Below are 12,278 nucleotides of genomic sequence, written 5' to 3'. Positions count from 1 at the left end.
TAAAGCGACAATGAAATCTATAGCTCTACTTTTAATATTAGTTTTTATATCGGCATGTTCATCAGATAAAAAAGGTGAATCTAAAGTAGATGCAGAACAAGGAAGTTCTGCCAATCAAGGTTTCAAAGAACATAGCCAAGATTCTTTATTATATATCGACAAAACATATTATTTCCCTGAGACAAATGAATTTTATGTTCACATGGGCTCCAAAATACCTCTGTCAACTGAACAATTTTTTGCATTAAGAGATAAAGCAGACTCTGTTATTTATGAAGATGAAGAAAATGGTCGTTATAGACTTCCTTCGTACATAGTTGAGCAATATTTCGACCTTAGCCATAAAGATTCCCTCATCACATTTAATAGCAATCATAAACACATTGCTAACCTGAAATTCAAAAGAGTTGAGTACCTATCTGCTAATATTTCAGACGCTCTTATAGCCGTCTTTACACCTGATAGGCCAGTGCCACGGGATGAGTCAGATTTTTATAGCTTAGGGAATGAAAAAGTTGATCTTAGGAAAATAAGTACCCGTGAAATTACAGACTCAACACTTACTGAGAGAATCAAGACAGAACTCAATATTAATGCACAATATATCTGGCAGGCAAAGCATTTTGAGATCCAACCTGACAACATGATACTTTCTATAATAGCCTTTGACGACAAAGACGGAAAAACTTATAGTTATTTAACAGAACTTAGGTCAAATAAGCTATCTGTTCTAAAGAAATTAAATGAGGAATATGTTTTCTTCGATTTACTTCCTCTGCCTATTGAAAGAAACAAAAAGCCGATCTTACTTATCAACATCGGTATCCCTGATTCTGATGCTCTAAATGAATATATTCTGAGTGTGTTTGATAAAAATGAATATCAGATACAGAAGGATAATAAATTTAACTTAGCTGTTGAAGTTGGCTCAAATTAATATAAGCTTATTTACTGTATATCTACTTTCAAGAATTAAAATATAGTAAGCACTAAACTAAACCCACCCCCATGTTCCTAGGTCATTTTGCAGTTGGTCTAGCAGGTAAGGCGGCAGCGCCAAAACCATCACTTGGCACTTTGTTCCTGGCTGCGCAATTCCTGGATCTGCTTTGGCCTACACTACTGCTGATAAACCTGGAGCACGCACAGATTGCACCGGAGCCGGGCGTATTGGTACCGCTTAAGTTTACTTATTATCCTATCTCTCATAGTTTGCTGTTGGTGCTGGGCTGGGGCTTGCTTTTCGGGTTGGTTTACTGGCTCATCAAAAAAGATAGAAAATCAGCAGTTATACTTGGGTTAATTGTTATCAGCCATTGGCTTTTAGATCTTATAGTTCACGTACCAGACCTTCCGCTTTATCCCGGTGATTCGCCAATGCTAGGCCTTGGCCTTTGGACATCAACTATAGTAACTATACTTGTAGAAGGGCTGCTGTTTATAGTTGGGTTGTGGCTATACCTGCGCACTACTAAAGCGAAGAACAAAACCGGCAGCTATAGTTTCTGGGCGCTGGTAGCGTTTCTGGTGGTTATCTACTTCATGAATTTGTTCGGGCCGGTGCCGCTAAGTATGGATGCCGTAGCCTGGGGAGGGCAAATGCAGTGGCTGCTTATTATCTGGGCATATTGGGCCGACCGCAACCGCGAAGTAACAAACTATAGCTCAGCTCCAACTATAACGCCGGCTGTTTAATATTATGCCAACTATAAACTATAAAACCCTAATCAACAAACTTCCACATCTGCCGGGCCATTATATAGAAGTTCCGCCTGTAGTGGTGCAGCAGTTGGGTGGTACTTTTAAAGTACGTGTGCTGTGTACTATCAATAATAAACTCACTTTTCAGGGTGGGTTGGTGGCACTAGGTGGCGGAAGCGGCTACATCAGCATCAATAACAAACAGTTAAAACAACTGGGCCTGCAGAGCGGCGACAAAGTAGAGATAACGCTACAAGAAGACACAACTGAATATGGAATGGAAGTACCTGAAGAACTGAAAGAGTTGCTTAACCAGGACACTGAAGGCAAGCGGCGGTTCGAATTACTTCCACCTGGCAAGCAGCGCTACATTATTTACTATGTAGGCGGGGTTAAAAGCAGCCAGCTTCGTATAGATCGCGCATTGCTACTGATCAACAACCTGAAACAGCTGCCTCTGGGCAAAGAATCTTTTAGAGAGATGTTAAGTAAGTAATAGCTTATACTTCAGCTATACTTTCTTTTAACTGCTTATCTGAGTTAGAAAAAGCTGCTTTCTCAAGTATAGCTTCCATTTCTTTAACTAACTGCTGTCTGTCGAACAACTTACGGGCTATAGTTGAACCATGCTCACCTGCTTCTTTCAGCTTATCTGTATTTCCTAAAACTTGCTGTATAGTTTGTGCAAGTATAGCAGGTTGCTCTGCCGGCGAGTACCAGCCGCAGCTATACTTTTCTACAAAAGCCTTTGTCCAGCCGGGGTTGGTAACTATAACCGGGGTGCCACAGGCCAGGCTATCATAAAATTTGGCAGGAGAGTTAGATTCCAGTACAGGTAAATCATTAAATGTCACCAACGCCAGGGCAGCTAACTTAAAAAGGCTGAATACCTGGTCGCGGGGCTGAGGCGGAAGCAACAGTAAGTTAGGTGTGCGCTGTGCAAGTACCTGCAATTGCGATTCATAGTAACCAGTACCGGCAAGTATAAAAACAATATCCTGCTCTTGCGCCAGCAGCTCAATTGCCTTCATTATACTTGGGATGTCGTTAGCTCGGCCATACGTACCGGCAAACAAAACTACCTGCTTGCCTTGTAAATTATGCTTGTTTCTTAATGCCTCTACATCCGCATCGGTTACAGCATCAGCAGTAAGTATATCAGTACCATTAAGTATAGTGTTTACTTTAGCCGGGTCTATACCTTGTGCAACTACATAAGCTGTCATGTCCGGCGAAAGTGTAATGATCTGGTTGGCACTACGGTACAGGCTCAGCTCCATTTTATAAAGCAGTTGCTGCATCCATTTATACTTCACAGCTCCCATCTGTATCGGAAAACTCGGCCAAAGATCCTGCACTTCAAAAACCCACGGCACACTTCGCAACCGCGCTACCTGCGCCACTACCCAAGGCACCGATAACGGCACCGAAACCGCCCACAGCACATCCTGCTTCGGGAGGCGCATCAACTTGTAAAAAGAGCAGGCTGCAAAACCAACAAAGGAGAGCAGGCGCATTACCACTCCCATTTTATTGGCATAGTCTACAGTACATTCTTTCAGCTCCACTCCTTCCGGCACCCAGCTATACTTTTGTTGCTGGCGCAGCTTACGGTAAGCATTGGTGGCAACCAACGTAATTTTGTGCCGCTGTGCCAGCTGCTCCATAAAAGAATACTGCCTGCACGTTGCCGGGCAATCAGGGTTTGCGTGGTGCTGGTGAAGTATAGTAATGCGCATTTACAGGGCAGTGAAAGCAGTTAGCGCTTCTCCGGTTTATACTTCGATTCGTTGAAGATCTTTTTAAAATCTTTATCAGCCATCAGTTCCGGCAAAGAGACCTCCGGGTTACGCTCCATATACTTGCGTACGATCTGCCAACCAACCCAGGCACCTAAACGCCCGGGAGCAGTCGCATCAATTTCAGGTGTGCTTGGGCGCTCGCCCATATACTTCTGCACCTGAAACGGGTTCTTTTCATACAGCAAGCTTTTCTCTATAAAGTGAGCCCAGATTTTTCCTTCGTTATGATGTACATCCGCTATCTGCTGCCCACTATAGCCAATTATAGTTGAATCAGGCGTGCAAGGCATAGCAGTCTGAACAAAGTAATAGGCTTTACCTGCATTTATCATCTCCGATAGCATTGATCTGTCCAGGAAATCAGTTTTATTGAACCTGTTGGAAAGCAGAAGTATAGCTGCCGGCACCATGTTAGGTCGCTCGTATCGCTTCAGGATATAATCGTATGTATCCGGACGATACATAGCATCCTTGCCTATAAAGTAATCAATACCAAAAACGATCAGGCTATCCGACACCATCAAGTCCTGGCTTAGGCCGGACACAAACGTTTTTACTTCGGGTTCCTTAAAATCAGGGTAATGATATTTGATAACCTTGAAAGCAGTTTCCAGTTGCTTCTCCTCTTCGGTCATATCCCCAAACTTTTTAACAGCCTGCTGCGCCAGGGAGTCCAGCGACGGGTTTGTAGCAAGCCCTAAAAGTGAGTTTACAAGTATAGAATCGTGTGGGTACTGGTTTTGCTGCAGAAATTTGTTTGCAAAAAGCGGTTCTTCCTGCAGGAAACTTCTTACCTGTTTTTCATTATCAATAGCGAAGAAATCCTTCTCCAGACGATCTATCTTTACATCTACAGGTATATCTTCAATATCATCCGGCAGTTCGCAGCCTTTCTTCTGGCAGCTGGCCAGAAAAAGAACAATCGCTATATATAATAATCTATATGACATTACTGTTTATTTTTGTACAAAAATAGCAGGTTCCTACGTACTAAGGTAACACGAATATTACAAACACTTATTCAAATGAAGAAACTTACACTCTTACTCCTTTTCTTATGCTTCGGCTACGGTGCTTTTGCCCAGGTCGAGATAGGTTTGATGATTTCACCTACCATATCAAGTAATCGTTTTATAGCCGACGACAAGTATAATTTTGATAATGAAAACAGTAACCTGCGCCTCGGTGTAGGCGTGATAGCAGACTACTTCTTTGCCCAGAATTACGCATTCAGTACGGGCTTATTATATAGAAGCAAAGGTGGCGAGATTACTTATAACTATACCCGTGAAAACACCGATGGCTCAACTACTGTACTGTCAGGCAAAGACGATATTGCCATTCAATACCTGGAGCTTCCTGTAACGCTAAAGCTATTTACCAACGAGATTGCACCATCTACTATTTTATACTTCCAGGTGGGTGGTTCTCTTAACACAAAAGTAGCTGGCAAGGTAAACGATAAAAAAATTATAGACGGTGAAAAGACTGCCAAGCGTTTCAATGTTTTTGAAGCTGATGTATTGCTGGGTGGCGGTACAGAGTTTCAGTTTGGCGAAAGCACCAAATTGTTTGCCGGTCTTACCTATCACCGGGGTCTGTCTAATATAGATAACGGCTATTATGAAGACAGGCTTGGTGATGATAACATCTCACTTAAGAACTCAGGCGTTTCGATTGACTTCGGCGTGAAATTCTAAAGTAGAATAAAGAGCTAAAATAAAAGAGCCGCCCCAAACTGTTAAGGGCGGCTCTTTTATTTTATAGTTTAATCTTCTTTTTCTAGCAGCTCAGATTCCTCTGCGAAACTGGTGCGTAATTCAATTTCTTCGCCGCGGTCATCCATCACTTTAAAATCAGTGATGCCTAACGAAGTATCTTTAACCAAGCTCACCCACCTGAAGTACTTAAAGAACCATTTCATTTGCTTCGATACGATACCCTTAGTATAATAATCATATACAAACGGGTGTACATAAATGGTAAGGTTCTTCTGGTTGTGGCTTACTAGCAGGTCGTCTACAGCTGCTTCAATTTCGTCAGTAACCAGTATACTGGCTGTTATTTTTCCGGTACCGCCGCACGTAGGGCAAACTTCTCCGGTTATAATGTTTTGCTCCGGCCTCACACGCTGACGCGTTATCTGCATCAGGCCGAACTTTGAGATTGGCAGAACTGTCGACTTTGACCGGTCATTCTTTAGTTCTTCTTTTACAACCTCGTATACTTTCTGGCGGTTTTCCGGCGACTTCATATCAATGAAGTCAATAACAATAATACCACCTATATCCCGGAGACGTAACTGGCGTGCCACTTCGCGGGCTGCCATCATATTCACGTTCAGAGCCGTGGCCTCCTGATCGGCTTCGGTATTAGATTTATTCCCACTGTTTACATCAATCACGTGCAGCGCTTCGGTATGTTCAATTACCAGGTATCCGCCACCTGGTATAGTTACCGTTTTGCCAAAAGCAGCCTTCAGCTGTTTCTCGATGTGGTAGTGTTCAAAGGTTTTGGTTTTGCCGGTGTACTGCTTTAAGATTTTCATCTTATCTGGTGCAATACTCCCGATGTATGTTCTGATCTCGTCATAGAGCTGGACATCGTCCACAACTATGCTGTCAAAACTTTCGTTTAGCAAATCCCTCAAAATGGAAGAAGAACGACCAAGTTCACCTATTACTTTATCACAAGGTTTCGCCGTTTTCAGCGTTTTAAAACCTTCTTCCCAGTTAGTAAGCATGTTGCGCAGGTCCCTGTCGAGCTCTGCCACATCACGCCCCTCGGCCACTGTACGGATAATCACACCAAAGTTCTCTGGCTTGATCGAAGTGATCAGACGTTTTAAACGGGTGCGTTCATCTTTGCTAACGATCTTTTTAGATACACTTACCGTGTTCGAAAACGGTACGAGTACCAGGTATCGCCCTGCAAGAGATAACTCACAGGATAAGCGTGGCCCTTTTGTAGAAATAGGTTCTTTTACAATCTGCACCAACAGCTGCTGTCCTTTTTTAAGTACATCAGCTATTTTGCCCAGCTTGTCTATTTCAGGCTCAAATTTTAACTGGTTTAGTTTCGGTGACGCGTTCTTCTGAGTCTGTGCTACCTTAACATATTTGTTAAGTGTTTTGATATTAGCCCCCAGGTCGTGATAATGCAGGAATGCATCTTTCTGGTAGCCAATATCAATAAAGGCAGCATTTAGGCCTGGCATTACCTTTTTTACAGTTCCTAAAAAGATATCACCTACAATATAGTTGGTATCTTTTTTCTCGTAGTGGTATTCTACAAGTCGTTTGTCCTGTAAGAGTGCAATGCGTTCTCCATCCTGAGTAGAATTGATGATTAGTTCATTACTCAATTTCTCTCAAAGATTAGTTGGATGTATAGACCAAAGCCCACATTGCGGTAGCAAAGTGGGCTCCCTTAAACGCAGAAGAAATTACTTCTTCTTATGTCTGTTCTTTCTTAGGCGCTTCTTTCTTTTGTGCGTAGCGATCTTATGTCTTTTTCTTTTCTTTCCGCAAGGCATAGTCTTGAAGTTTTTTATTTGTGAATAATTTCTTTAATGCTATTTAAGACGGGCCAGATATTCATCTACTGATGCTATCAGCGCCGGGTCATCTTTCATTGTTTTCACCTTGTTAAACAAGGCCTTTGCTTCTTCTTTTTTGCCAGTCTCTGCCAGCGATACAGCCAGGTAGAAGTTACCTTCCACGTGCTCCGGATTTATTTTCACCAGATGCTCAAAACGTTCAGCAGCTTTATCGTACTGCCTGGACTGTATAGAAAGTATCCCTAAATTAAAGACCGCTTTCTCATTGTTCGGGTCAGTTGCAACCACTTCGCGTAGCAGTGTTATACCCTGCATAGGGTTTGAGCTAGCTATGTAAGTCATTGCCACATTGGTTTTAGCATCCAGGTCAGCCGGGTTGTTTTTCAGCACCTGCTCATACATAGTACGGGCCTTGGCACCTAATTCAGCAGCACGCTCCTGCGAGGCAGCGTAAGTAAAACCTTCAAAATAGTTGTCGCCAGCTTTTTTAAAGCTTCTTTCACCTGGTCTTGCTTTTGCTACTGTCTCAAAGTAGTAGCCTGCGCTATCATACTTACCTGCAGTGGCATAGGCTTCGGCCAGTTCGGCTGCCAGCAATACACGCTGCTGCTTATCGGTAGCTTTGTTGTAGCGGGCTCTTACTGTAGCCAGCTCCATCAGTTGCTGTGGTGTAGCAGTAGCATGCGGGTCAGCAGCTGTTGCAGTAGCACCTGCTCCTGCTTCTTCACCGTGGCCATGGCCATCATCTGCTGAGTGCCCTTCAGGTACTGCAGCTTCAGAACCATTTTTGGCTAAATTATCCTTATCACCTTCATTAACAACTACTTTAGGCAGTAAAAACATAGCTGCTATCAGGGCAATAGCCACAATAACTAAAATGATCTGATTGCGTGACATCCTTCTAAAGTAGGTAGGTGTTAATTAGTAATTTGCAAAATTAAGATGCAAAGATACGAAAGAATTAAGAATGAGCCAGTTCTTTAATCTTTTTGCTGTTTTTAATCTTAGCAATAAAGGTTTTAGACGGCTTAAAGCTAGGGATAAAGTGCTCATCAATAATAATAGATGTATTCTTAGAGATGTTACGAGCAACTTTTTTGGCGCGCTTCTTATTCACAAAGCTACCAAAACCTCTCACATAGATGTTGTTACCATCAGCCATTGAGTCTTTTACTACTTTGAAAAAAGCCTCGATAGTTGATTGCACGTCAGCCTTATCAATCCCTGTTTTATCAGCAATCTCTGATATTACTTCTGCTTTAGTCACTTTCTTGAGTTTTATAAATTTTAAAATATGTTAAATTTCCAATACAAAAAGATGGCAATTGCACCAACTCCGTGATTTTCGGGGCACAAAGGTAGTTTTACTTTTCGATATGTAAAAGTTTTACGCTTAAATTATTAAGCATAAATTCCTATCTCTTAAGCGCGTATAGTCAGGTACTTGCAACCTTAAAATATAACTTTTCTACCCGGCAGTTGCACAACTATACCTATACTTGCCTGTTTACCTTTGCGCAGGTAACAGAACAAAACTATAACTTTAACAGTTCTACTTTACCACATGCTGCAGCTCCGTATATGGCTAATAACTACACCTACTTCTCTGAAACGTTGATTAACTGGTATAACCGGCACAAAAGAAATTTGCCCTGGCGTAATACTACCAACCCCTATTTCATCTGGTTGTCAGAAGTTATACTTCAGCAGACACGTGTAAACCAAGGGCTACCTTATTATATAAAATTCACGGAAGCTTACCCTACAGTTCAGGATCTGGCTGCCGCACCTGAAGATGAGGTACTCCGTTTGTGGCAAGGGCTTGGCTATTACTCCCGGGCACGCAATATGCACCACACAGCAAAACAGATTGTAAATGAGTACGGCAGCAAATTCCCTGATAACTATAGCGAGCTTTTAAAACTGAAAGGAGTAGGCAGCTATACTGCAGCTGCCGTTGCCGCTTTTGCTTACAAAGAACAGGTAGCTGTGCTGGACGGGAATGTTTTCCGGGTACTGGCACGTGTATTCGGCATTTCAGAAGATATTGCTGTACCTGCTTCGCGTAAAACTTTCCAAGAACAGGCCGATAAGCTGGTGCCCGCTGCTGAACCCGACACTTATAACCAGGCAGTAATGGAGTTTGGGGCCATTCAATGCACTCCTATAATGCCCGATTGTCTGTTCTGCCCATTGCAGCAATCTTGTTTTGCTTTTACACATGGCTTAGTACAGGAGTTACCTGTAAAATCTAAGGCTAAAGCTGCACGGCCACGTTACTTCCATTACCTGGTATTTGAGTGGCAAGGCCAGTATTATATGCGCAAACGCCTGGAGGGCGACATCTGGCAAGGGCTATATGACTTCTATCTGCACGAAAGTATAGAAAAACAACTTATACCTGAATCTCTGCTCTCGGAACTTAATGCTGCTGGTATACCTGTACAGGCCCACCATTTATTAACCCCACTTAAAGAATACAAGCATATACTTAGCCATCAGAAAATTACTGCTAAGTTTTACCTGATTAAGCTGGAGGAAAAGTTAAAACCGGAGGTAGAACAGGAAACAAGACTGGCCCTTTATGACCCTGAAAAAATAGATGAGCTTCCGAAGCCAGTTTTGATCAGCAACTATTTGAAAGATGCCAAGATTTTACTACATTTATAAACTGAACTTTTTCATCCTTAAATTTGTAGTTCAGTAAGCCATATTTGCCTCCGGCTTGGTTGCCGGAGTAGCCCAATTAATTAACTATTTAAACTAAAAAAGACATGGCAAGTGTAAACAAAGTAATCCTTATCGGAAATCTGGGCAAAGACCCTGAAGTACGTCATTTAGAAGGCGGCGTGGCTGTGGCCCGTTTCCCTTTAGCAACATCCGAGTCTTTTAAAGATAAGAACGGACAGAAGCAGGAAAAAACAGAGTGGCACAACATCGTGTTGTGGCGTGGTTTGGCCGAAGTAGCAGAAAAGTATCTGCGCAAAGGTCAGTCTGTTTTTATCGAAGGTAAGATCCGTACCAGCCAATACCAGGACAAAGAGGGCAACCAACGTTATTCTACCGAAATTGTGGCAGATAACATGACCATGCTTACGCGTGGAGAAGGTGGCTCACAGGATGGTGGTGGTAATTACCAGGGAGCTGCTTCTTCAGCAACAGCTGGTACTTATAGTGCCGGCAGCTCATCTGCTCCTGCAGGTGTTGCACAGAACGACGAGCCAGACGACCTGCCGTTCTAACCATTGTTTAACTAAAAGATCAGATTTTGGGAAGTATAGATCCTGGAGACCCCCTGAGTTATAGTTTACTGCAGTATTTACAAAACACGTCTGCTTTACTCAGGTTTGAATACATAGCAGCCATACTTGGTTGTACAATTCTTTTGCTGCTTTCTGCCCTTGCTTCAGGGGCGGAAGCAGCATTTTTTTCGTTGCAGAAGCAAGACTTGGAAAAGCTTAAAAACAGCACCCATCATACAGATAAGCGCATCGTTGCTTTACTGGATGACCCGCGCCAGCTGCTCACTCATATTTTAATTATTAACAACGGTATCAATGTAAGCATCATTACGCTGTTTGCTTACATTGCCTGGTTACTGTTTGGCTCTAAATTAGGTTTTATGGAGTTGGCTGCCTGTATGCTCTTCGCTACTTTCCTGATCGTGTTTTTCGGGGAGGTGCTGCCTAAAGTATACGCGCATAAAAACCCGCTAACTATAGCCCGACGCGCTGCTCCCGGTTTATCAGCAATGAGGCCACTTGTGCAACCTTTAGCCAGATTACTGATGGCTATAAGCGGATGGATCGAAAGCCGGTATGCTGCACGTAGCTATAACCATACCATGCAGGAGTTGAAGCATAGCCTTGACGTTGCACTGACAAATGAAGACACATCGCCAGAAGAACGACGCATTTTGCGTGGTGTAGTAAACTTCGGTTCTATTACGGTAAGGCAGATCATGCGGCCGCGTATAGATATAATTGCTTTTAAAACTTCTCTTACGTTACCTGAACTGCTCCCCGAAATTATGAAATGGGGTTATTCCCGTGTGCCGGTTTATTCGGAGAGCACAGATAAAATCGAAGGTATACTTTATGTAAAAGACTTGCTACCGCATATAGATAAAGGCCCGGATTTTAAATGGCAGCAACTGCTGCGCGCCCCTTTCTTTGTGCCGGACAGCAAGCGCATTGCCGACCTTTTCGAGGACTTTAAGGACAAGCATGTGCACATGGCTATAGTTTTGAACGAATATGGCGCCACTGCGGGCTTGCTTACCTTAGAAGATATAGTAGAGGAAATTGTAGGCGAGATAAACGACGAGTTTGACGACGAAGAGATCATCTACTCCCAGTTAGATAAAAATACCTTTATCTTTGATGCGAAGACCTCATTGCACGACTTTTGTAAGATAACGGAAGTGCCTTTTGATGCCTTTGATGAAATAAAAGGTGAAAATGAATCTGTAGCCGGACTGATGCTGTCGCTCTTCTCCCGGATTCCCAGATCCGGCGAAACTATAACCTATGGCCAGTTTCATTTTACTATAGAATCTGCAGACAGCAAACGCGTAAAACGAGTAAAAATAAATGTCGGAAGTAAAAAGAAACGCACTCACAAAGTTACCTAAGATACAATTCGGGTTATGGTTTGCCCTTGCTCTTACAGTTGTTTCCTGTGGAACAGAATATACTCCGAAGCCAAAAGGCTATAACCGTATAGATCTTCCGGCCCAGACATACCAGCCTCTAAAAGAGGCGCACCCGTATACTTTCGAGTTTTCGAGCCACGCTAAAATACGCCCTGATTCGTCGCTGATAGCACAGCCCCATTGGATAAATATACTTTACCCGAGGCTGGGAGCAAACGTGCAGCTTACTTACAAGGATTTACAAGGCAACGACAAAATGCTGAACAGCTTGATAGAAGATGCTCGTAAACTAACCGGCAAGCACCAGATAAAGGCTTACTCTATAGAAGAGACCGAAGTAAAAACACCAACGGGTGCAGTAGCTTCTGTTTTTGAACTGGAAGGCGAAGTACCAAGCCAGTTCCAGTTCTACGTTACTGATTCTACCAAGCATTTCCTGCGCGGCGCTTTATACTTCCGCACCGCAACCCAAAACGACTCGCTTGCCCCGGTTATTGAATTTGTAAAGAGAGACGTAATTCACCTGCTGAACACGTTGAAGTGGCAGAAAGGGAAGTAATTG

Annotated in this window: 13 protein-coding genes; 8 read left to right on the top strand and 5 right to left on the bottom strand. The window is 43.0% G+C overall.

All coding sequences use genetic code 11. The features are described from left to right. Nucleotides 1-10 precede the first annotated feature (10 nt). The 3 genes from MJ612_RS17375 (at nucleotide 11) to MJ612_RS17365 (ending at nucleotide 2,197) form a co-directional block, all read left to right on the top strand. Nucleotides 11-937 carry a hypothetical protein gene (locus MJ612_RS17375; protein WP_187033990.1) on the top strand — a complete coding sequence of 309 codons (927 nt, stop codon included), beginning with the start codon at nucleotides 11-13 and terminating at the stop codon, nucleotides 935-937. A 71-nt stretch (nucleotides 938-1,008) separates the two neighbouring features. After that, on the top strand, nucleotides 1,009-1,695 hold the full coding sequence (locus MJ612_RS17370) for a hypothetical protein (protein WP_187033991.1): 687 nt from the start codon (nucleotides 1,009-1,011) through the stop codon (nucleotides 1,693-1,695). A 4-nt stretch (nucleotides 1,696-1,699) separates the two neighbouring features. Then, entirely contained in the window at nucleotides 1,700-2,197 is a 498-nt protein-coding gene (locus MJ612_RS17365) for a YdeI/OmpD-associated family protein (protein WP_187033992.1), read from the top strand. A gap of 4 nt (nucleotides 2,198-2,201) precedes the next feature. Here MJ612_RS17365 and MJ612_RS17360 read toward each other — a convergent pair whose 3' ends face one another. Beyond that, nucleotides 2,202-3,440, bottom strand: coding sequence for a glycosyltransferase family 4 protein (locus MJ612_RS17360; RefSeq protein WP_187033993.1), 1,239 nt, complete (start codon nucleotides 3,438-3,440; stop codon nucleotides 2,202-2,204). Between the two features lie 20 nt (nucleotides 3,441-3,460). Continuing rightward, complete coding sequence (gldB, locus tag MJ612_RS17355) at nucleotides 3,461-4,453, bottom strand: gliding motility lipoprotein GldB (RefSeq protein ID WP_187033994.1); 993 nt, start codon at nucleotides 4,451-4,453, stop codon at nucleotides 3,461-3,463. A 75-nt stretch (nucleotides 4,454-4,528) separates the two neighbouring features. On the opposite strand from gldB, the gene MJ612_RS17350 reads away from it, so the two are divergent. Beyond that, the gene (locus MJ612_RS17350; protein WP_222619840.1) at nucleotides 4,529-5,203 is read left to right on the top strand and encodes a porin family protein; all 675 of its coding nucleotides are present in this window, start codon (nucleotides 4,529-4,531) and stop codon (nucleotides 5,201-5,203) included. 68 nt (nucleotides 5,204-5,271) lie between these two features. Here the strand turns inward: MJ612_RS17350 and MJ612_RS17345 are convergent, their stop codons facing one another. From MJ612_RS17345 to MJ612_RS17335, 3 genes are all read right to left on the bottom strand, one after another. After that, on the bottom strand, nucleotides 5,272-6,867 hold the full coding sequence (locus MJ612_RS17345; protein ID WP_187033995.1) for an Rne/Rng family ribonuclease: 1,596 nt from the start codon (nucleotides 6,865-6,867) through the stop codon (nucleotides 5,272-5,274). A 210-nt stretch (nucleotides 6,868-7,077) separates the two neighbouring features. Further along, nucleotides 7,078-7,959 (bottom strand): tetratricopeptide repeat protein, encoded by an 882-nt coding sequence (locus tag MJ612_RS17340; protein WP_250419231.1) that lies wholly within the window; start codon nucleotides 7,957-7,959, stop codon nucleotides 7,078-7,080. A 64-nt stretch (nucleotides 7,960-8,023) separates the two neighbouring features. Next, on the bottom strand, nucleotides 8,024-8,329 hold the full coding sequence (locus MJ612_RS17335) for an HU family DNA-binding protein (RefSeq protein WP_007655567.1): 306 nt from the start codon (nucleotides 8,327-8,329) through the stop codon (nucleotides 8,024-8,026). Between the two features lie 314 nt (nucleotides 8,330-8,643). Here MJ612_RS17335 and mutY point away from each other — a divergent pair, with 314 nt between their 5' ends. The 4 genes from mutY to gldD all read left to right on the top strand — a co-directional run bounded on the left by mutY (nucleotide 8,644) and on the right by gldD (nucleotide 12,275). Next, a complete protein-coding gene (gene mutY, locus MJ612_RS17330; RefSeq protein ID WP_187033996.1) occupies nucleotides 8,644-9,732 on the top strand; it encodes an A/G-specific adenine glycosylase in 1,089 nt (362 codons plus the stop codon). A gap of 104 nt (nucleotides 9,733-9,836) precedes the next feature. After that, nucleotides 9,837-10,304, top strand: coding sequence for a single-stranded DNA-binding protein (gene ssb, locus MJ612_RS17325; RefSeq protein ID WP_187033997.1), 468 nt, complete (start codon nucleotides 9,837-9,839; stop codon nucleotides 10,302-10,304). Between the two features lie 26 nt (nucleotides 10,305-10,330). Then, complete coding sequence (gldE, locus tag MJ612_RS17320; protein WP_250419230.1) at nucleotides 10,331-11,695, top strand: gliding motility-associated protein GldE; 1,365 nt, start codon at nucleotides 10,331-10,333, stop codon at nucleotides 11,693-11,695. Next, nucleotides 11,655-12,275 carry a gliding motility lipoprotein GldD gene (gene gldD / locus MJ612_RS17315; protein ID WP_187033998.1) on the top strand — a complete coding sequence of 207 codons (621 nt, stop codon included), beginning with the start codon at nucleotides 11,655-11,657 and terminating at the stop codon, nucleotides 12,273-12,275. Before gldE ends, gldD begins: the two co-directional genes overlap by 41 nt. The last annotated feature ends 3 nt before the right edge of the window (nucleotides 12,276-12,278 follow it).

The organism is Pontibacter deserti (genome assembly GCF_023630255.1).
GTDB lineage: Bacteria > Bacteroidota > Bacteroidia > Cytophagales > Hymenobacteraceae > Pontibacter > Pontibacter deserti.
This window is presented reverse-complemented; position numbering and strand designations above follow the sequence as displayed.